This is a genomic window from Rhizobium sp. SU303 (genome assembly GCF_021052345.1).
Classification (GTDB): Bacteria; Pseudomonadota; Alphaproteobacteria; order Rhizobiales; family Rhizobiaceae; genus Rhizobium; species Rhizobium laguerreae.
Genome location: NZ_CP088097.1, coordinates 53860 through 74858, shown reverse-complemented (window position 1 = coordinate 74858; position 20999 = coordinate 53860). Strand labels below are relative to the sequence as shown.

The window sequence follows — 20999 nt, the reverse complement described above, 5'->3', positions numbered from 1 at the left end:
TCTGAGGAGGTTGCCTTGGCCATTCTTGTCCGACATCGATGGATTACTGTTGCCGGCGTCGAAACCTTTTACCGTGAGGCCGGCCGGGAAGATGCGCCGGTCTTGTTGCTGCCGCACGGATATCCCTGCTCATCCTATGAATTTCGCAATCTCATGCCGCGCCTTGCCGACCGTTGGCGCCTGATTGCGCCGGATTTCCCGGGTGCGGGCTACAGCGGCACGCCTGACGATTTCGACTACAGCTTCGATGGATATGCCGCCTGGCTGGAGGCCTTCGTCGATGCGATGCATGTCGACCGGTTTGTCCTCTACCTCCACGACTTCGGCTCGCCGATCGGTGCCCGGTTGGCGATCAGGACCCCACAGCGCATCGCGGGGCTGATCATCCAGAATGGCGACATCCCTTATGAAGATGCCCTCGGACCGAAATATGCGGATATCGAGGCGACATGGACGCTTCCGAGATCGGAGATGAGGAGAGTGCTGGCGGAGGCGATCAGCGAGGAGAATTTCAAGGAGGAATTCCTCAACGATCTGCCGCCTCCCCTGGCCGATACGATCCCTCCCGATCTCTGGAAGCTGCATTGGTCGCTGATCACGCCGCGGCGCAAGGAAATTGCCATAGACCTGATCGCCGGACTGAAGGAGAACCGGGCCTGGTTTCCGGAACACCGCAAATACTTGCGCGAATACCGGCCGCCCACCTTGATCGTCTGGGGTCCCAACGACCACTACATGCCGGAAAAATCGGCGCGGGCCTATCTGCGCGATCTGCCGGATGCCGAACTCCATCTGCTCGGCGGCGGGCACTGGCTGCTCGAGACGCATCTCGATGGCGTCGTCGCGCTCATGCGCGAGTTCCTTGAACGGGTTCACGCGCCTGAGCCTTGAGAAGTGTCGACGCCGGGGACCAGCGGACGGCGGGATGCCGCCCGGTCGTCGCAAACAAGGCTGACAAAAAATCCCATGCGGCCGCGTCATGCACCAGATGGTGCGTGAGCACGCCGATAGGCTCGTCGCTGCCGGCAAACCGGTCGTCAAGCTCCGCCACCAACTCGGTCACCAGTTCCGCCGCGCGCCGTCCGCCGCGCGTGCCGTGCCAGTCGATGATGTCGACATGGGCGTTGAGCAGCGGCATCGGCCGATCCTGCTTTGCCCGCCCATAGACTGAAAGGGCAGCAAATCCGAGGCCGGGCAGCGCCGGGATAAGGGCCGTATCGATCCGGTTCCACGGCGGCACCAGCACCGGCAGGAAGCGGGCCGGATGCAGCCGCTGCAGCAGCCGGAACCCTTCACCCAACTCGCCGAGCACGACATCCGCCGGCCGCTCGCCGCCGAGTTCCTGCTTCTTCCGCTCCGTCCCCGCGTGGTTCGTATGACACCAGCCATGCACGGCGACAGCGACGCCAGCCTCCTCCGCCAACCGCGCGGCCAAGGCCTCGCCGGTCAGGCCGGGAATGACGGCAAGCGCTAGCGGCACCCCGCATTCGCCAGTCAGCGCCAGCAGCGTCTCCAGATCAGGCGTCGGCTCGACGGCGTCGTCGTCCCGCAGCCACAAGCGCGCCACGCGGCCGGCGGCCTGCCAGCGGTCAAGCTCGCGGTGCAGGGGGGCCCAGGCTATCCGGTCGGTCATCGCGTCACTCCTGTTGCTGCGCTGTCGCGCAAAATTCCGTTCAATACCTGCGCCGCCATCGCAAGTGAGCGTTGCCCAAGCACCAAGCGCCGCGCCGCCTGCCCCATGGCGTCGCGCCTCTGCCTGTCGTCAAGCAGGGCAGCCACGGCCACGGCATAGGCGGCGACATCGCCATCCGGCGTCAGCAGGCCGGTCACACCAGCCTCGACCACATCAGGCACGCCTGCCGTTTCCTGCGCGACGACAGGGAGGCCGGCGGCCTGGGCCTCCAGATAGGCAAGACCATAGGCCTCGCCGCATCCGGGCCAGACATAGAGGTCGCCGCGTCCGAGCAATGCGGCGATCTCGCCGGCATTGCGCTCGCCCAGCCATTCGACGCGACCGGGAAAGTCGGCAAACAGCGCCTGCACCTCTTGGCGCATCGGCCCATCGCCGATGACGGCAAGGGTCCAGGGCCGGTCTTCGATCAGCCGCAATGCTTTCGCAAGCATCGCATAACTGTCCATCTTGTCGCCGGCCCGCATCATCGCGACCGTCATCAGCCGGCACGGATCGGGTACCGACGACGCCTTTTCGAAGAGCGCCGTGTCGATGAAGGGTTTCAGCCCGGCAAGCCGCGCTTGCGGAAAGGCGGCTGCAAGCCCAGCCTGATCGCGTTCGGTGAAGCTGATATTGACCGCCGCCCGCATGATCGCCTCGCCCACGAGCTTCTGGGCAGTGGCCCAGCCGGTCCGGTCGCGTTTTGCCGCATAGGAGGCTTCTGCGGTGATATAGGGAATGGCGAATTCGGCAGAGATAACAGGCCCGAACGGATCGGGCGATTTGTAATAGGGGTGATAGCAGAACCAGAGCTCCGGCCGCGGCCCAGATTTCCATGTCAGCCGCAGCCGCTCCAGCTCAGCGCCGATGGCTGGTTCGAGCGCCGCTGCCGCTTCCGGTGTAGACACATAAGTGCGGAATTCGGAGGCGACGTCGACCTGATGCCCACCAAGCTCCAGCGCCCGGATCAACAGCCGCGCCATCAGCCGGTCGCCTGAGGGCACCGGATGGTTCGGCGATTTCATCGGCGCGTAGAAAGCCACCCGCATTGGGACACCTCAGGTAAGACACACTGTTTACAACTTTCGCGCCTGTCGGGATAATCCCGCTATTGTCCCTTTGCCGAAAACTTGCGCATAAGCATATGGAATGTGATCGCGATAGAAGCAATTCCGCCTCTTTCCCAATCTCTATGGGCGTGCGGTTACATCGACAAGAACGGGAATGAATGACGACAGTCTCGGCCACAGAGATTTTTTCGGAGCGTACGATCAGAAAGGCGAGGCTTGGTTCCGGCCTCGTCATTTTTATCTTCGTCCTGCTGCATTTGTCGAACCACGCGATCGGCCTGATTTCCGTCGCCGCCGCCGATAAAGCCGCCCATTTCTTCCTGGCGATCTGGCGCAATCCCCTGGGGACCGCCGTCTTCTATTCGTCGGTTCTCATCCATATCGCGCTGGTGCTGCGCGCCATCTACATGCGTCGCAGCCTCGTCATGCCGAAGGGGGAAATGGCGCAGATCGTGCTCGGCCTGATGATCCCGCTGCTTCTCCTTGATCATGTCATCGGCACGCGCATCGCCCACGAGTTCTACGGCTACATAGACGACTACGAGACGGTCGTCAGCATGCTCTGGATCCGGAATCCGGCGAACGGCGCGCGGCAGGCGCTCGCCGTCGTCGCCGTCTGGATCCACGGCTGCATCGGCATTCATTTCTGGCTGCGCTACCGCTCCTGGTATCCGGACTTCGCACCGCTCATGCTGGCGCTCGCCATCCTCGTGCCGGTTCTCGCGCTGCTCGGCTTCGTCGAAATGGGCCGGACGCTCGCCGACCCTTTCTACCAGCGGTCAATGACGGTCAGCGCTTACAAGGAGGGCGTCAACACCCGTTACGCCTCGAACCCGGAAGTTCGCCGGCAGGTCGCCATGATCCGCGCCGGGCTCTACGGCGCTTTCTCGGCTTCGCTACTCATCGTCGTCGTCGCCCGCGCCCGGCGCAAGCTGAAAGAGCGGCTCGACCAGGTCGCCGTGCATTATCCGGGCGGCGAGGTGATCCGTGTGCCGCGCGGCTTCTCGGTGCTGGAAGCGAGCCGGCTCGGCGGCCTGCCGCATTATGCCGTCTGCGGCGGCAAGGGCCAGTGCTCCACCTGCCGGGTGCAGATCCTTGGCGATTACGAGAGCCTGCCGATCCCCGACAAGATGGAACAGACGACACTGAAGCGCATCAATGCCGGCCCCGATGTCCGGCTCGCCTGCCAGCTTCGTCCGAACCGTGACGTTGCCGTCGCGCCGCTTCTCGTGCCGGCGATCGAGGCGGCGCTTCCCGCCAACAGCCAGGAGACCAGCCCCGGGCGCGAGCGCGAGATCGCAGTGCTCTTCGTCGATATCCGCCATTTCACCACGCTGACGGAAACTCGCCTGCCCTTCGACGTCGTCTTCCTGCTGAACCGCTATTTCGCCATCATCGGCAAGGCGGTGGAGCAGTCCGGCGGTCGGCTCGACAAGTTCATCGGCGACGGCGCCATGGCGCTCTTCGGGCTCAACACGGCGCCGGAGGAAGCCTGCCGCCAGGCGCTCAACGCGGCAGCAGTGATCGTCGCCGAGATCGAGAAACTCGCCGCCGAGCTGGCCGACGAACTGGCGCTGCCGCTGCGCATCGCGATCGGCATTCACACCGGCCCGGCCGTCGTCGGCACGATGGGATACGGCCGGGTGCGCAGCATGACGGCGATCGGCGACACCGTGAATGTTGCGAGCCGGTTGGAAAGCGCTGCCAAGGAATTCGAGGCGGCGATCGTCATCTCCGAACCGGTGGCGAACCTTTCCGGTGCTGATCTTTCCGGCATCGAAAGCCGTGAAATCAGCGTGCGCGGCCGGGCCCTGCCCTTGAAAGTCTACGTCATTCCGAGAGAGAAAGCGGCAGAACCGCTCGAAGGAAAAACCTGATGCCCGGCAAGCCCTGGTTGACCGCCAAATACTGGATCCGCCGGCTGCGTAAGGCGCGCAATGCCGCCGCTTCGCGCTTCTTCGACACCCGCTTCGGCCGCCGCTTACTGATCGAGAATATCGGCCCGCGCGTTGTCTCGATGACGGTCGATGCAGGCGACCACCTGATGACCTTCTCTCCCGCCGACTATATCGGCCGCAAGGTGTTCCGGAAGGGCCATTTCGAGCGCGAGGCCGTCGACCGGCTGATCGTCATCCTGCGCGAGCGCGGCCTCTTGCGAAAGGACGCGACGCTGCTCGAGATCGGCGGCAATATCGGCACCCAGACCGTCTATTTCGCCCTCAGCGACACCTACATCAAGATCATCAGCATCGAGCCCGATCCGCGCAATTTCCCGCTCCTTGCCCTCAATATTCGCCAGAATCGGCTGGAGGAGAAGGTCCGCCTCGTCAACTGCGCCGCCGGCGAGCACGAAGGCGAGATCGACTTTTTCCTCAACCTCAACAATCACGGCAAGAGCAGCGCCATCCGCCAAGCCCCGAGCGACAGGAAGATCAGCGTGCCGGTGAAGCCGGTTTCCGAGATCCTTGCCGGTCTTTCGGTCGACCCGGCCTCAATCGGCCTCGTCTGGATGGATATCGAAGGCTACGAGCCGGTCGCTTGCCGGTCGATGCAGCCGCTGCTTGCCCGCCGCGTGCCGCTCTACATGGAGTTCACACCGCTCTTCTACGGCCCGGAAGGAACGAAAGCCTTCATATCCACGCTGTCCGGCTTCTACGAGGATTGCCTCGCCCTCTTCGAGGACCGCGAGGTGGAGATGAAGGTCCGCGACCTGCCGGGGGAGTTCGATCAGTACAACGTGCTGTTCCTGCCATAGCAGATTCGACTTATTCCGATCATATCCGGCCGCCGCCGGCTGGTTCAACCGTCGCGGCAATGCGCTCTATCGCTGTCGCCAGAGAAGTCGTGCCGCGCCTGCGTTCGCTGTCGTTCTGGTGCATGAACAGGCCGTTGGCGATTCCCTCATACATGCCGAGAAGCGCGCTGGCCACCTCGGGGGGAAGGCCTTCCTCGACGAGCAGCGCGGCGCGGCGCCCCGGCGGAACAAGCACCGGCACCACCGGGCGGCCGAGAACCTCCGCGAAGGCCGACGCCACATCCCCAGCGCTCCAGTCTTCCGGTCCGCTCAACTCAACGATCCGTTTCCCGGTCCATTCCTCGCGCAACACGATTGCCGCGGCGCGCCCGACATCGATTGTGCTCACCATCGGAATTCTCTGGGAGGGTTCGAGAAAGGTCGGCAGCACGCTTTGCGACATGACAGCTTCCGCCACCTCGCCCCAGGCCTCGACAAAATAGCCCGACCGCAGGAAGGCGGTCGCCGGCGCCACCCCGTCAAGTAGCTCCTCGAACCGGTTGAGGGTGGCGATGACGCCAGTGCCGGAGACATGCTGCGCTCCGATGGACGACAGGACAACGGCCTTCGGCAGACGCGCCCGCCGTGCTGCATCCGTCAGCGCCGCGCCAAGTTCTTCAGTGCGTGCATAGGGATCATCGCTCACCGGCGGCGGATTGAGTAGGAATGCTCCCGACGCGCCCTTCAGCGCCTCGGCCATCGCCTCGGCATCCTCGATGCTCGCGACGGCCACCTCAGCGCCGAGGGCTGTCCATTTTTCACCCTGCTCCTTGCAACGCAGGACGACACGCACGGCCTCGCCGACTTCGATAAGGGCGCGCGCTACCTCGCCGCCGGCCCGCCCGTTTGCTCCAAGTACAACATACATGATTGCCACTCCATCAGTTCTCGATAGAGGAACCAATAGGCGCGGAGTTGTCATGCGTCCAATGCATGATGTATATACTAAGCATGCGCGATGTGAATTTACGCCGGATTGATCTGAACCTGTTGGTGGCGCTTGAGGCGCTGCTGGATGAGAAAAACGTCACACGGGCCGCCGACCGGCTCGGCATGAGTCAGCCGGCCGCGAGCCGTGCTTTAGGCCGATTGCGCACGCTGTTTTCGGATGTGCTGCTGGTCGATGGGCCGGGTGGCTACGTCCTCAGCTCTCGTGCTGAAGAGGTGCATCCGGCGCTGCGCAGGATACTGGCAGGCGTAGGAGAACTGTTGGAAGCGAACTCGTTCGATCCCGCGACGGCGACGGGTCGAATCCGGCTGCTTATGCCCGATCTCCAGGCCGCCGCGCTCACGCCGCATTTGCTCGCCCGCCTTGCCCGCGAGGCACCGTCCCTCGATCTCGATATCGTCGCGCCGGGCACGAACGGGATCGAAGCGCTGGAGCACGGCGTGGCGGATGCGATGGTGGCGCTGATCGACGACGCGCCAGCCGGCATTCGTCGGCGCAGCCTCTATGACGAAGAACTCGTGACGCTCATGCGGGCGCATCATCCTGCGCTCACCGAAAAACTCACGCTCGACCGCTTTCTGGCGCTTGAGCATATCGTGGTGAGTGTTACCGGCGTCGGGCTTGCACCTGTCGATGAGGTGCTTGCGCGTATGGGGCGAACGCGACGAGTGAAGCTGCGCGTGCCGAACTTCTTCGCAGCGGTCGAGATCGCCGCTCGCTCGGACCTCATCATGACCCTGCCATCGAGCCTGGCACGAGCGGCCGCCAACATGAGGCGCTTCGTATCGTTGCCGCCGCCCCTCGATCTTGGGAGCTTCACGATGAGCCTCGCCTGGCACGCGCGCCAGCAAGACGCGCCCAGGCATATATGGTTGAGACGTGCCATTGTCGCGGCGGTGATGGATATGTCGTCGGCGATTGACGTTGGAAGCTGAGTCCGTAAAGCGCGCTGTCTCTCGCATAACTCCTCAAACCGACTCCGCGTTTATCGAAGACGCATTAGATGTCTCCTTGAGCGCACGCCCAAGGGAAATATGCGTGCGCCGCATATATCGCAGGGAGCAGAACACTCAGGGCGAGGAGGCGGGTAATGTGGGAGGTGTGGGTCGCCTCAAACCAGTTTCTTCGCGCTTGTTCGCGCATGCTCATGATATCTGTTTTCGAGGACTGCGAGGTGGGGCACGAAGGCCCCCCGACCTGCTGGGGAAGAATCAACCCGTTTAACTTGCCGTTTCTGCCCTAAGCGGCCGACTGCATGACAAGCGATTGATGGCAATGCACGCCGGCGAGCACGCCGGCGGCGGAGGCGAGTGTGGCATTATGCATGGCGCTTGCCGCATCCCCGGCAGCAAAGACGCCCTTGATGGTGGTTTCCTTGTTATCACCGGTGCGGATGACCGGCCCGAACGGGCCGTCGTCGAAGGCGCAGCCGAGCTGTTCGGCAACCGGGCTCGCCATCGCCGTTTTCGGTGCGACGAAGACGGCATCGAGTGGTACAACGCGGCCATCGGCGAGGCGAACCGCCTCAAGCTTCGGATTGTCGCCCAACAATTCGACGATAGGGCTCCGTTCGATCCGGACGCCACGGGCCGTCAGCTTTACCAATTGCTCTTCGTCGGGCTCGAACAACGCCTGGGCGAAATAGGTCGTCTGTCCCCAGTCCGGAATCATCATGGCGGAATGCGCCGAATGCGGATGGTTTGCGAGAACGCCGAGCTTGCCGCCGCTGACCTCAAAACCGTGGCAATAGGGGCAGTGCAGCGCCGAGCGGCCCCATCGCTCCTGCAGACCGGGGATTTCGGGCAGCGTGTCGCTGACGCCGGTTGCGAGCACGATGCGCGCGGCTCGTTCTTCGCCGCCGTCTTCGGTGCCGATAATGAACGCGTCCCCATCGCTCTGCGCCCGGACGACTTTCCCCTCGCGGATGGTGATGGTCGGATACAGCGAAAGCTGCCGTTTTCCCTCCTGCATGATCGCCGCCGGCGTCTGGCCGTCCTGGCCGAGGAACCCGTGCGAGGCTTCGGAAAACCGATTGCGCGGCGCACCGGCATCGACGAGCAGAACCCGCCGCCGCGCCCTGGCCAGCTGCATGGCGGCCGAAAGGCCCGCAAAATTTCCGCCGATGACGATGGCTTCGAACGACATGGAACTCTCCCTTGATATCGAATTCATGACTCAACATAAGTTACATGAACCAACGTCGTCAAGCATCATGTTACTTGTCTTGTTACGATCCCTTTGCGATAATGACCCGTCCGATCGACAGGAAGAGACCCATGCGCAATGACAGCCGCCTTTCACGCATGCTGCACGTGCTGATCCACATGGATAAGCACCAGCATTCGGCGACCTCCGGAATGATCGCGAAAATGCTGAACACCAATCCCGTCGTCGTCCGCCGCACCATGGCCGGCCTTCGCGAACAGGGCTACGTCCGCTCCGAAAAAGGCCATGGCGGCGGTTGGACGCTGGTGCGTCCCTTGTCTGACATCACCCTGCTCGACGTCTATAACGCCATCGGGGAACCGCATCTCTTCGCCATCGGCCCGGCCGACGACCAGCCGCAATGCCTGGTGGAACAGGCGGTGAATGTCGCTCTCGGCGACGCTATGAAGGAGGCCCAGGCCCTGCTCCTCCAGCGGCTGGGCGGCGTGACGCTGGACAAAATCGCGGCCGACTTCGAGGCGAAACTGGCCACCCGCCCGGCCACATCCTATTCCTGCGCCTCCTGAGCGGTCGCGGCTCACAGGGTGTGTCGTTTCCGCATCACTTTCCGTAAGGTTGCAAATATCCGCTTGGCAATGGCGAATTGCTTCGGTACAAAACGCTCACCGCTTTAGTTCGAACATAAGGGAGGCGTTGCATGACACCAGCAATCATCGAAACCTTCCCGCACGGAATGTTCCGACGCTAGGTCATTTCCATTCGCGGCCCGCCTCGCGCGCCCGACATGCGGTTTTCCCTTAATTCACAGCCCGATTGATCCAACGGGATTATTTCGTCTCCCGCTTGGGCTGTGCCATCCAACTCTCTATTTTTGAGGACCGGTTGCCGAACACGGCGCCGAGCGATTAAAATGACTCGCAAGAAGCTCGATTTCCGCGCCGATGCCTATCGCCATGTGCTCGGCTTTGTTTTCCATCATTGGACCCATCGGCCTCTATTGGTGGCCATTATTATTGTGCTGGTGGTCGTCAGCACCCTGGCTGAAGTCATGGTGCCGGTGTTTTCCGGCCGGATCGTCGATGCCATTGCCGGCAGCAATGCGGCTGATGGTGCTCTGCGCGCCTTCGCCATCGTCGTGACACTCGGCCTCACCAGCGTGGTGCTGCGCTGGTTCATCTTCAACGGCATCATCCGGCTGACGCTGCGCACCATGGCGGATGTGGTCAATAACGGTTTCCACAAGGTGCAGCGGTTCTCGACCGACTGGCACGCCAACAGCTTTGCCGGCTCGACGGTGCGCAAGATCACCCGCGGCATGTGGGCGCTCGACCAGCTCAACGACTTGCTGCTGGTCGCCCTGCTGCCGTCCATCGTCATGCTGGTGGGCGCCAGCATCGTGCTCGGCAGCTACTGGCCAATCATGGGCCTGATCGTGGCTGCGGGGTCGCTGATTTATATCGGCGTGACCGTGGCGCTTTCCATGGGCTTCGTGTCGCCGGCGGCACGGCTTGCCAATGCCTGGGACAGCAAGCTTGGTGGTGCGCTGGCAGATGCCATCAGCTGCAATTCGGTGGTCAAGGCCTTCGGCGCTGAAAACCGCGAAGAGGGACGCTTGCGCCACGTGCTGACCAAATGGGACAGCCGGACGCGACGGACATGGAAGCGCGGCACCTTGAGCGGCACGATCCAGGGCTTCATGATGGTTTCCATGCAGGCAGGTATTCTGGGAACGGGCCTTGTCATGTGGCAGCAGGGGTTGGCGACGCCTGGCGACATCACCTTCGTGCTGGCCATGTTCTTCGTTCTGCAAGGCTATCTGCGCAATGTCGGCCAGGACATCCGCAATCTGCAGCGTGCCGTCAACGACATGGAAGAACTGGTGCTGCTCGACAAGATGCCGCTCGGTATCGAAGACAAGCCCAACGCCAAGCCGATCAAAATTGGCGAGGGCGAGATCGTCTTCGATCGTGTCACTTTCCAGTATGGGGCGCATCCCACCCCGCTTTATGAGGACTTTTCGGTCACCATCAAGCCGGGTGAGCGCGTGGGCCTGGTCGGGCATTCGGGCTCCGGCAAGACGACCTTCGTCAAGCTCATCCAGCGGCTCTATGACGTGAACTCGGGCGAAATCCGCATCGACGGACAGGATATCGCGGCGGTCAAGCAATCAAGCCTTCGCGGCCAGATCGCCATCGTGCAGCAGGAGCCCATCCTGTTCCACCGCACGCTGGCGGAAAACATCGCCTATTCCCGGCCGAACGCCTCGCGACGCGAGATCGAGCAGGCGGCAAAACAGGCCAGTGCCCACGACTTCATCATGGAGCTTCCCAAGGGCTATGAGACGATGGTCGGGGAACGCGGCGTCAAGCTGTCGGGCGGCGAGCGGCAGCGTGTCGCCATTGCCCGTGCCTTCCTGGCTGATGCGCCGGTGCTGATCCTGGACGAGGCGACGTCGAGCCTCGACAGCGAGAGCGAAGTGCAGATCCAGCAGGCGATGGAGCGCCTGATGAACGGCCGCACGACGCTGGTCATCGCCCACCGGCTGTCCACGGTGCGAGCACTGGACCGGCTGCTGGTCTTCGACAAGGGAAATATTGTCGAAGAAGGCGACCACCAGGCGCTGATCCGGCTCAATAACGGTATCTATCGCCGGCTGTTCGAACGGCAGGCGCTGGAACTGACCAAGGGTCTGGTGGCGTAACCGAAACACGATAGCGCCGCGCGTCTTTCAGACGCGCGGCGCTGTAGCACTTTGTACTGCTGCCGATGCTATCCTTTACGTCCTTCGGTAGAGGAAATAACGGCCTTCCTTGATGCCGTCCGGCAGCGGCAGCGCCACCAGCTCGGGATGCTCCAGCGGCAGCCCGCTGACGGCGATGCCGTTAATGGCCAGCACGCCGGCCATCAGCTTCGGCAGCCAGGTCAGCGTCACCGCGTCGACCTCGTCATGGCCGGTGCCGATATCGGCGTGGGCAAGGGCTGCACCGATGCCGACGAAGGCCTGGCCGGACTCGCGGATATTGCCGGTCACCATGTCTCCTGCCCCCGGTGTCGAGGCCGAATAGGAACGGACTTCCCAGTCGAAGGCGACGATGCGGCGGCCGGGAAAGTTCTCGCGCAGATGATCATAGGTGCGGCCATTGCCGAGGCCGAACTCCAGAACGGGGCCTTCAATTTGTCCCACCAGATCGATGATCGAGTTCAAAATGTCGCGTTGAGCCGTCAATCGGCGAATGAAGCTGTCGAGGCGGCTCATCTAATCCGTATCCGTGATGAAAAATCGTGAGCGCGTGCTAACACATGAAACCTTGCCAAGTCGATTGCCGTAAATGGGAATTGGCGTTGCAGTGGCAACATGGGTCTGTGCTAAGCTGGACGATATGAAAACCGTGACCGACGAAGATTTCTTTGCCGAAGTGCCGCTCTTCAGCGAATTCGAGGGCGTGACCGACGCCGCCAACTACCGGCCCCTGCCGGACGGTTGGGTGCTGGCGCTGGCCGACATCGTCGGCTCGACGCCGGCGATCGCTGCCGGCCGTTACAAGGACGTCAACATGGCAGGCGCCAGCGTCATATCAGCGGTGTTGAATTCCGTCGGCAAGGGCGACTACCCCTTCGTATTCGGCGGCGACGGCGCGCTGATTGCGCTTCCGGGCTCGCTGGAAAAGCAGGCGCGCGACGCCCTTGCCGCCGTGCAGGTCTGGGTCGAGGAGGATTTGGGCCTGACGCTGCGCATCGCCATCGTGCCGGTCGCCGACACCCGCGCCGAGGGCCTCGACGTCCGCGTCGCGCGTTACTCCGCAAGCCCTTATGTCACCTATGCGATGTTCTGGGGCGGCGGCACCAGCTGGGCTGAAAAACAGATGAAGCTCGGCCGGTACGGCGTTACCCGCGCGGCCCCGGGAACGCGCCCCGATCTCACCGGCCTTTCCTGCCGCTGGAGCCCGATCGACGCCAGGCACGGCGAGATCGTCTCGATCATCGCGGTTCCCGGCGAAGGCCGGCCGGGGCAGGAATTCCGGGACCTCGTCAACGGCATCGTCGCCATCACCACCGAGCAGAACCGGGATAGCCATCCGGTACCGGCGGATGGTCCAAACCTTGCCTTCTCCCTGCACGGCATCAACCGCGAAGCCAAGGCCACCGCGCCGGCTGGCCGGCGATTGCGGCAGAAGCTCATCATCTTCCTGCAGCTTGCCATCACCGTCGTGTGCTACAAGCTCGGCATTCCACTCGGTCGCTTCGACGCCCGCCGCTACAAGCGCGACGTCGCCGGCAATTCCGATTTTCGCAAGTTCGATGACGGGCTGAAGATGACGATCGACGTCGACGCCGAACATCTGAAACGGATCGAGACGCTACTGGAAGCGGCGCGGGCCAAGGGAATTGTCCGCTACGGCCTGCATCGGCAGGCCTCGGCGCTGATGACCTGCTTCGTGCCGACGCCAATTTCGCGCGACCATATGCATTTCATCGACGGTGCGGCCGGCGGTTATGCGGTGGCCGCGAGCCGGATGACCGGCAAATCGCTTTCTACAGCGCCGAGCATGATTTAACACTATGATCGCGCAAGCTTTCGCACGTCGCGATCAACTGCACTGCGCAAGAACCTATTTTTCGTAGTGAAATCGGCACTGGATGATTTCCAGCTGTTGGTTGGCACCCTTGCCAGTGACGCAGTAGACGAGCCGATGCTCTCCGTGTATGCGCCTTGACCAAAATCCGGATAGATCGCCCTTCAGTGGCTCTGGCTTGCCCAGACCTTTAAAGGGTGACCTTTTTGTATCCTTCAGGAGTTCGTTGATTTTCTCGACCATCTTCTGGTCGTTTTTCTGCCAGTATTCGTACTCTTCCAAGGAATTAGGGGTCCATAGCAATTTCATGTCAGAGAGTTGGATCGCTCTCTATCACCTGCCCCTTTCGAAGCTGTCCTATACTTTCGCGTAGCCGGGCAGAATTAGCAGGCGTCGAGAGCAGGTGTAGCGTCTCTTGCATACTCTCGTACTCGCCTTCGGCAACCAGGACCATTGCTTCCGAGCCTTGACGGGTCACAAGCAGAGGAGCCCGAGAAGAGAGGACTTGATCAAAATAGGTTGCAATGTTTTGCCGGAACTCCGTCAAACGAACATGGGCCATTCGACATCCTCTCCTAGTTACCAAGCGTACGGATATATGTACAGATTGCTGGAATGTCAAGTACGGGCCATCAGCCCGCCCGCCATCTCGGTGAGGGTCGCTGCCGAATAGCAGACTTATGCAGTGACGTTTCCGTCACGCCTTTATGACGTGATCGGCCGAGAGGCCGAGCCGGTTGAAGACGTTGCGGGTGTCGACAATGAGCGAGGCGCTTTTTGCGAGCGCCGCATAATCGACCCGATCGTGGTCGGTCGCGACCAGCACCGCATCGTAGCCGGCAATGGTATCAGGCGTCAGCGTCACCGACTTGCGGCCTTTCAGCGCCTGGTATTCGCGCGTCGGCGGAATCTCGGCGACGAAGGGATCATGGTAATCTGCGTGTCCGCCACGCTCCTCGATGATCTCGATCAGCCGCAGCGACGGGCTCTCGCGGATATCCGCGACGTTCTTCTTGTAGGCGAGCCCGAGCACCAGCACCCTGCTGCGGCTCAATGCCTTGCCGGCACGGATGTCGAGGGCTTCGGCGAGCTTGCCGACGACATAACGCGGCATTGCCGAATTGATCTCGCCGGCAAGCTCGATGAAGCGGGTTGGCAGCTCGTACTCGCGCGATTTCCAGGTGAGATAGAAGGGATCGATCGGGATACAATGGCCGCCGAGGCCGGGGCCGGGATAGAAGGGCATGTAGCCGAAGGGCTTGGTCTTAGCCGCGTCGATCACTTCCCAGACGTCGATGCCCATCGCCGCATAGACGGTCTTCAGCTCGTTGACGAGGGCGATGTTGACCGAGCGGAAGATGTTTTCGGTGAGCTTCACCGCCTCGGCCGTCGCATTCGAAGAGACCGGAACGACGGACGATACCGCCGCACCATAGAAGGCCTTCATTAGCGCCAGCGCCTCGGCCCCGTCGCCGGCGACGACCTTGGGAATCGTGGCGGTATGATAATGCTGATTGCCGGGATCCTCGCGCTCCGGCGAGAAGCCGACGAAAAAGTCCGAGCCGGACTTCAGCCCCGTGTCTTCGAGAATGACCTTCACCACGTCATCGGTCGTGCCGGGATAAGTGGTCGATTCCAGCACGACGAGCTGACCGGGGCGCAAATGCGCGGCGATCGAGCGCGACGTCGCCTCGACGAAGGAAAGATCGGGATCGCGATGCTTGGTGAGCGGCGTCGGCACGCAGATGATGACGACGTCGCACTCGGCAAGGCCGGCGAAATCGGTCGTCGCCTTGAAGCGGCCCGCATCGATCTCGGCCGAAAGCGCCTCGTCGCTCACCGCGTCGATATAGGAGCGGCAGGCATCGAGAGCCACCATCTTGGAGGGATCGATGTCGAAGCCGGTGACCGCAAAGCCGCTGCGCGCCACCGCCATCGCCAGCGGCAGGCCGACATAGCCGAGGCCGATGATGCCGGCACGCGCCGCGCGGGTTTCGATCTTCTGCAAAAGCGTATCGAAGGTGGAGATGGCCAAGGCGGGATCTTTCAAACGGGGAAGAGGAGGCTGATCTAATGCATGCTCCAGGCAAATTAAACCCGGGCTGCTTTTCTCCGCTGACGACAGGAGCAGAAAATAGGGCCGCAACCCCTTTGCGATGCTTATCCGGGTGTGGCCGAAATGACTCGGCGACGGGCTTTGCTGCAACTTGAGCGCACAAAAAAATGCGCATCCCATTGTTTCGCATTTGCAGCATCCCTATTTTGACTTTTGATAATGAACCACCTGGAAAGGACAACCCGTCCGATCTCCCGATATGGGGACCTGAGGGGCGCCGCTGCCGGGCTTTCGGCAGATCCGTTGACACAATAATACCGCTCGTACATCCTGATTTCCTTGTGACCTGCGCATGAAAATGTGCCGGCCGAGGGACTTTTGACTCTTGGGGATGGCGTGCCTTATGAGGATCATACCAAGAATGAGCACGATCGAATCCAGCGTGTCCTCCATCCTGTTGGACCGGGTCGCTGAATGGCTGACGAACTCTTCGCTGGCCGGAGACGAGCTTGAAAACATCGTCCGCGGTTTCTGCGAAAGGCTAACGGCTGCAGGCCTGCCGCTTGCGCGCGTGCATCTTTCTTTCTCGATGTTGCATCCGCTCTACGATGCGCTGAGCTTCACCTGGCGGCGCGCCAGCGGCGTCACCATCGAGGGCTTTCGCATGCCCGCCGGGCAGAAGCCGGACCGCTTCCTGCAGAGTCCTTATTATTACCTGCTCGACAACAATCTGCAGCACATCCGCCGCCGGCTGATGCAGGATGGGCCGAACGAATTTCCGATTTTCGAGGACCTGCGCAAGGACAGCATCACCGACTATCTCGCCTTCGTGCAGCCCTTCGGCGACGGTTCCGTGCAGGGCATGATGGGTTCCTGGTCGACGGACCATAACACCGGCTTTTCCGACGACATGATCGATGCGCTGCTCAGGATGCAGAACCATCTGGCGGTCGCCGCCAAGATGGCGGTACTCGGCAAGCTCGCCAACAACATGCTGACCACCTATCTCGGCGGCGACGCCGGCAAGCGGGTGCTGAATGGCCAAATCCGCCGCGGCGACGGTGAGACGATCCGCGCGGCGCTGGTCATGGGCGACATGCGCGAATCCACCATGTATGCCGAAAAGGAAGGCCGGCAGGCCTATATCGACACGCTGAACCAGTTCTTCGACGCGATCGCCGCCCCGTTCAATCGTAACGGCGGCGAGATCCTGAGTTTCCTCGGCGACGGCTTCCTCGCCGTCTATCCTTGCGGACGTCACAAGGACCCATCGAAAATTGCCTGCGAGGCAGCTCTTTCGGCCGTCCATCAGGCGCAGGCGCGGGTTGCCGAACTCAACAGGGACCGCGAGCAGAAGGGCTTGACCAGGATCGGCTACGGCATCGGCCTGCATGTCGGCAACGTCATGTTCGGCAATGTCGGCCTCAAGGACCGCCTGACCTTCTCCGCCTTCGGCTCGGCGGTCAACGAGGTGCAACGTCTGCAGATCCTGACCAAGAAATACGGCCGCGAGGTCGTCGCCAGCCAGGCCTTCGCCGGCTATTGCGGCGGCGAATGGACGACGCTCGGCGAAGAGAAGCTGCGCGGCATCCGCCAGAAGGTGACCGTGCTGCAGCCGCGCGCGCCGGCGCCGGCAATCAACGTCGACGAGGGCTTCCGCGAGGCCGTGCAGAACGGACTTTCAGAAGCCGAGCAGGTCATTCTCCTGCATCGCGATGCAAAGAAACATGTCGAGCGCACCAGCATGGAGAAGTTCATCCAGTAAGCGCGTGCAACCCCTGTCATAATCTGCGCGTCTCGCCCGGGGAACTTCGGCGGGGCATGCTGGTTTATCTATGATTGTCATCAGCTAGACACCCTGTTTACGGTACGATAGTGTGCCTTAACGGGAACATAGAAGACTGGGGAATTTCATTGGTATGGCGTCTGCAGCGGATCTGTTGCGTATTGAAAATCTCGACGTCTCCTTCTCGGTTTTCGGTGACCGGCTACGCGTCGTAAAACAAGCAAATCTTCGCATTCTTCCGGGCAAGGTCACCGCTCTCGTCGGTGAATCCGGCTCGGGAAAATCGGTAATCAGCCAGTCGATCATGGGCATCCTGCCCAATCCGGCCAAGGCCTCGGGCAGCATCCTTTTCACCGATCCGCTCGACGGCAGCACAACTGATATCCTGTCCTTTCCGCGCGACAGCGAGGAAATGCGCGATCTGCGCGGCCGGCGCATGGCGACGATCTTCCAGGAGCCGATGACCTCGCTCTCGCCGCTGCATACGATCGGCAATCAGATCAGCGAAGTGCTGCTGATCCATACCGAAGCCGACAAGCAGGAAGCCCGTGAGAAGACCGAGGAGATGCTCGGCCTGGTCGGCTTCTCTAACCCACATCGCACCTACGACATGTATCCGTTCGAACTGTCCGGCGGCATGCGGCAGCGCGCGATGATCGCCATGGCGCTGATCTGCAAACCGGCGCTATTGATTGCCGACGAGCCGACGACCGCGCTCGACGTGACGATCCAGGCGCAGATCCTGGAACTGCTCCGCGAGCTGCAGGCGAAGCTCGGCATGGCGATGCTGCTGATTACCCACGATCTCGGCATCGTCGCCAACATGGCCGACGAGGTTGTCGTCATCTACCACGGCGAGATCATGGAAGCAGGACCCGTCGAGGATATCTTCCGCAATCCGCAGCATCCCTATCTCAAGGGCCTGATGGCCGCCGTTCCGCATTTTGACATGAAACCGGGCGAGCGGCTGAAAGCGCTGCGCGATGTAACGGTCAATCTCGAGTCCCTGGTTGGCAAGAAAAAGCCTCTCCAGGCAGAGGCGCCGGGCATCCTGCTTTCCGTCGCCAATCTCTCGAAGACCTACAAGACGCGCAAGCGCAGTTTCTTCGGCAAGCACGAAGCCACCGTCCTGCGCGCCGTCGACGACGTCAGCTTCGACATCCGCCGCGGCGAATGTCTCGGCCTGGTGGGCGAGTCCGGCTGCGGCAAGACGACGCTCAGCAAGATCCTGATGCGCGCCATCACGCCGGACAGCGGCGCGGTGGTGTTCAATGACGGCAAGGAGGTCGTCGACGTCCTCTCCGTCAAAGGCTCAGAACTGCAGGACATGCGGACCAAGATCCAGATGGTGTTCCAGGACCCGGTCTCCTCGCTCTCGCCACGCATGACGGTGCGCAACATCCTGAGTGAACCACTCGAGATCCATGACCGCGGCGACAGTGACGAGCGCAAGCGCAAGGTCGAAGGGTTGATGGCGGCAATCGGCCTCGACAAGCGTTATCTCAGCCGTTACCCGCACAGTTTTTCAGGCGGCCAGCGTCAGCGCATCGGCATCGCGCGCGCACTCGCGCTCGGCCCGAAGCTCGTCATCCTCGATGAGCCGGTCTCGGCGCTCGACGTCTCCGTGCAAGCGCAGATCCTCAACCTGTTGAAGGACTTGCAGAAGGAACTGGGGCTTACCTATCTATTCATTTCGCACAATCTCGCCGTCGTCGATTACATGGCCGACCGCATCGCGGTGATGTGCAAGGGCCGCATCGTCGAGATTGCGCCGCGCGAGATCATCCTGCGCGATCCGGTGCACCCCTATACGAAATCGCTGCTCGCCGCCGTCCCCTTTCCCGATCTCGACCGGCCGCTCGATTTCAAGGCGCTCAGGGAAAACGGCGCCGCCGACAAGCAGAACTGGGGCGCGACCTTCACCGCCGAGCATGACGACGCTTCCGAACTTGCCTATGCCGACCTCGGCGACGGCCATCTGGTGCGCGCCCGCAAAGGCGCCGATGCCAAGGAGTTGCGCTGATGGTGACGCGTCGCATCTTTCTCGGCGGCCTTGTCGGTGCTGCGATCGCACCCGCGGTGCTTCGCGCCGGACAAGACAGCGAGCCGGAATTCCTGAAGGAGCGGTTGGCATCAGGCAGCCTGCCGCCGATGGCCGAGCGCATTCCCGCTCGCCCACGCATCGTCAACCTGAAGGAGATGGGGCTGCAGCCCGGCACCTATGGCGGCACGGTGCGCACCATCATCGGCGGCCAGCGCGACATCCGGTTCATGACGATTTACGGCTATGCCCGCCTGGTCGGCTATGACAAGCACCTGCAGTTCCAGCCGGATATTCTGGCCGATTTCCACGCCGAGGACGAGAGGGTCTTCACTTTCACGCTGCGCGAAGGTCATAAATGGTCAGACGGCCAGCCGTTCACAGCCGACGATTTCCGCTATTGGTGGGAAGACGTCATCCTGAACGAGAAGCTGACGCCGGGCGGCGGCGCGCTGGAGCTTCGTCCGCATGGCAGCCTGCCGCGCTTCGAGATGCTCGATCCGCTGACGGTGCGCTACACCTGGGAAAAGCCCAACCCGATGTTCCTGCCGACCCTGGCGGGGCCCTTGCCGCTCGTCATCGTCGGGCCGGCGCATTACCTGAAGCAGTTCCACAAGAAATTTCAGCCCGACGACGCGAAGATGGAACAGATGATGAAGGCCAGCCGCGTCAAGAAGTGGCAGGACCTGCACATCAAGATGGCGCGCTCGTACCGTCCTGAGAATCCGAACCTGCCGACGCTCGATCCCTGGCGCAACACGACGCCACTGCCGGCCGAGCAATTCGTCTTCGAGCGCAATCCGTTCTTCCACCGCGTCGACGAGACCGGCAGGCAGCTTCCCTATCTCGACCGTTTCGTCCTCAACGTCTCCTCCTCGTCGATCATCGCCGCCAAGGCCGGGGCCGGCGAAGCCGACCTGCAGGCGACCGGCATCGATTTCAACGACTACACTTTCCTGAAGGAGGCCGAGAAGCGCTTCCCGGTGAAGGTCAATCTCTGGAAGCTGGCGCGCGGCTCGCGCATCACGCTCTTGCCGAACCTCAACTGTGCCGACGAGGTGTGGCGCGGCCTGTTCCGCGACGTGCGCCTGCGCCGGGCGCTGTCGTTGGCGATAAACCGGCACGAGATCAACATGGTCGCTTTTTACGGTCTGGGAACGCCGAGCGCCGATACCGTCCTGCCCGATAGCCCGCTCTTCAAGCAGGAATATGCCGATGCCTTCGTGAAGTTCGATCCCGACGAGGCCAACCGCCTGCTCGACGAACTCGGCTTGACCAAACGCGGCGACGACGGCATTCGGCTGCTGCCGGACGGGCGTCGCGCCGAGATCACCGTCGAGACCGCCGGCGAGAGCAATCTGGACACCGACGTGCTGGAACTGGTGCGAGATCACTGGGCCAATATCGGCCTGGCGCTCTATACCCGGACCTCGCAGCGCGATGTCTTCCGCAATCGCGCTATGAGCGGTTCGATCATGATGTCGATCTGGTACGGCCTCGACAATGGCGTGCCGACGGCCGACATGTCGCCGGCCGGCCTTGCGCCCACACTCGACGATCAGTTGCAATGGCCGCTCTGGGGCATGCATTACCTCTCCGCCGGCCAGGAGGGGGTCGCACCCGACCTGCCGGAGGCAGCCGAGCTGGTCAACCTGCTCAGCCAATGGGGCTCGACGGCGAAGTTCGAGGAACGCCAGGTGATCTGGCACAGGATGCTGTCGATCTATACGCAGCAGGTCTTCTCGATCGGCCTCATCAACAGCACGCCGCAGCCGATCCTTCGCGCCGCCAAGCTGCAGAACCTGCCGGACAGAGCGCTCTACGGCTTCGACCCCACCTCCTATCTCGGCGTCTACATGCCGGATGCATTCTGGTACAAGGAGGCCTGAGG

18 protein-coding genes are annotated in these 20999 nt (G+C 62.2%); 10 read left to right on the top strand and 8 right to left on the bottom strand.

The features are described from left to right. Positions 1-15 precede the first annotated feature (15 nt). Positions 16-891, top strand: a complete 876-nt coding sequence (locus RlegSU303_RS29265) for an alpha/beta fold hydrolase (protein ID WP_131719816.1) — start codon at positions 16-18, stop codon at positions 889-891. On the opposite strand, the gene RlegSU303_RS29260 is transcribed toward RlegSU303_RS29265, so the two are convergent. Then, entirely contained in the window at positions 848-1633 is a 786-nt protein-coding gene (locus RlegSU303_RS29260) for a polysaccharide deacetylase family protein (RefSeq protein WP_131719815.1), read from the bottom strand. The genes RlegSU303_RS29265 and RlegSU303_RS29260 overlap by 44 nt on opposite strands. Continuing rightward, positions 1630-2721, bottom strand: coding sequence for a glycosyltransferase family 4 protein (locus RlegSU303_RS29255; protein ID WP_131719814.1), 1092 nt, complete (start codon positions 2719-2721; stop codon positions 1630-1632). Before RlegSU303_RS29255 ends, RlegSU303_RS29260 begins: the two co-directional genes overlap by 4 nt. A 179-nt stretch (positions 2722-2900) precedes the next feature. Between RlegSU303_RS29255 and RlegSU303_RS29250 the strand changes: the two genes are divergently transcribed. Then, positions 2901-4619: an adenylate/guanylate cyclase domain-containing protein gene (locus RlegSU303_RS29250; protein WP_131719813.1), complete on the top strand. Its 1719-nt coding sequence runs from the start codon at positions 2901-2903 to the stop codon at positions 4617-4619. Beyond that, complete coding sequence (locus RlegSU303_RS29245; RefSeq protein ID WP_231283947.1) at positions 4619-5497, top strand: FkbM family methyltransferase; 879 nt, start codon at positions 4619-4621, stop codon at positions 5495-5497. Before RlegSU303_RS29250 ends, RlegSU303_RS29245 begins: the two co-directional genes overlap by 1 nt. A 19-nt stretch (positions 5498-5516) precedes the next feature. Here the strand turns inward: RlegSU303_RS29245 and RlegSU303_RS29240 are convergent, their stop codons facing one another. Next, positions 5517-6404 carry an NmrA family NAD(P)-binding protein gene (locus tag RlegSU303_RS29240; RefSeq protein ID WP_179039553.1) on the bottom strand — a complete coding sequence of 296 codons (888 nt, stop codon included), beginning with the start codon at positions 6402-6404 and terminating at the stop codon, positions 5517-5519. Between the two features lie 83 nt (positions 6405-6487). On the opposite strand from RlegSU303_RS29240, the gene RlegSU303_RS29235 reads away from it, so the two are divergent. Beyond that, positions 6488-7420 carry a LysR family transcriptional regulator gene (locus RlegSU303_RS29235; RefSeq protein WP_231283946.1) on the top strand — a complete coding sequence of 311 codons (933 nt, stop codon included), beginning with the start codon at positions 6488-6490 and terminating at the stop codon, positions 7418-7420. Positions 7421-7724: 304 nt separating this feature from the next. Here RlegSU303_RS29235 and RlegSU303_RS29230 read toward each other — a convergent pair whose 3' ends face one another. Beyond that, positions 7725-8630 carry an NAD(P)/FAD-dependent oxidoreductase gene (locus tag RlegSU303_RS29230; RefSeq protein ID WP_231283945.1) on the bottom strand — a complete coding sequence of 302 codons (906 nt, stop codon included), beginning with the start codon at positions 8628-8630 and terminating at the stop codon, positions 7725-7727. A gap of 131 nt (positions 8631-8761) precedes the next feature. Between RlegSU303_RS29230 and RlegSU303_RS29225 the strand changes: the two genes are divergently transcribed. Then, positions 8762-9217, top strand: a complete 456-nt coding sequence (locus tag RlegSU303_RS29225) for an Rrf2 family transcriptional regulator (protein ID WP_017957822.1) — start codon at positions 8762-8764, stop codon at positions 9215-9217. 344 nt (positions 9218-9561) lie between these two features. Next, complete coding sequence (locus RlegSU303_RS29220) at positions 9562-11352, top strand: ABC transporter ATP-binding protein (RefSeq protein WP_017957821.1); 1791 nt, start codon at positions 9562-9564, stop codon at positions 11350-11352. Positions 11353-11427: 75 nt separating this feature from the next. Here the strand turns inward: RlegSU303_RS29220 and RlegSU303_RS29215 are convergent, their stop codons facing one another. Beyond that, entirely contained in the window at positions 11428-11907 is a 480-nt protein-coding gene (locus RlegSU303_RS29215) for a class I SAM-dependent methyltransferase (RefSeq protein ID WP_017957820.1), read from the bottom strand. 73 nt (positions 11908-11980) lie between these two features. On the opposite strand from RlegSU303_RS29215, the gene RlegSU303_RS29210 reads away from it, so the two are divergent. Next, entirely contained in the window at positions 11981-13207 is a 1227-nt protein-coding gene (locus RlegSU303_RS29210) for a DUF3095 domain-containing protein (RefSeq protein WP_026158363.1), read from the top strand. Between the two features lie 54 nt (positions 13208-13261). On the opposite strand, the gene RlegSU303_RS29205 is transcribed toward RlegSU303_RS29210, so the two are convergent. From RlegSU303_RS29205 to RlegSU303_RS29195, 3 genes are all read right to left on the bottom strand, one after another. Beyond that, complete coding sequence (locus tag RlegSU303_RS29205) at positions 13262-13534, bottom strand: Txe/YoeB family addiction module toxin (RefSeq protein WP_231283944.1); 273 nt, start codon at positions 13532-13534, stop codon at positions 13262-13264. Position 13535: 1 nt separating this feature from the next. Next, on the bottom strand, positions 13536-13787 hold the full coding sequence (locus RlegSU303_RS29200) for a type II toxin-antitoxin system Phd/YefM family antitoxin (protein WP_017957817.1): 252 nt from the start codon (positions 13785-13787) through the stop codon (positions 13536-13538). 135 nt (positions 13788-13922) lie between these two features. Next, positions 13923-15260, bottom strand: a complete 1338-nt coding sequence (locus tag RlegSU303_RS29195; RefSeq protein WP_017957816.1) for a nucleotide sugar dehydrogenase — start codon at positions 15258-15260, stop codon at positions 13923-13925. Between the two features lie 442 nt (positions 15261-15702). Here RlegSU303_RS29195 and RlegSU303_RS29190 point away from each other — a divergent pair, with 442 nt between their 5' ends. From RlegSU303_RS29190 to RlegSU303_RS29180, 3 genes are all read left to right on the top strand, one after another. Continuing rightward, positions 15703-17046, top strand: a complete 1344-nt coding sequence (locus tag RlegSU303_RS29190) for an adenylate/guanylate cyclase domain-containing protein (RefSeq protein WP_026158362.1) — start codon at positions 15703-15705, stop codon at positions 17044-17046. A 154-nt stretch (positions 17047-17200) separates the two neighbouring features. After that, complete coding sequence (locus RlegSU303_RS29185; RefSeq protein WP_017957814.1) at positions 17201-19090, top strand: ABC transporter ATP-binding protein; 1890 nt, start codon at positions 17201-17203, stop codon at positions 19088-19090. Next, a complete protein-coding gene (locus RlegSU303_RS29180; RefSeq protein WP_017957813.1) occupies positions 19090-20997 on the top strand; it encodes an ABC transporter substrate-binding protein in 1908 nt (635 codons plus the stop codon). Before RlegSU303_RS29185 ends, RlegSU303_RS29180 begins: the two co-directional genes overlap by 1 nt. The last annotated feature ends 2 nt before the right edge of the window (positions 20998-20999 follow it).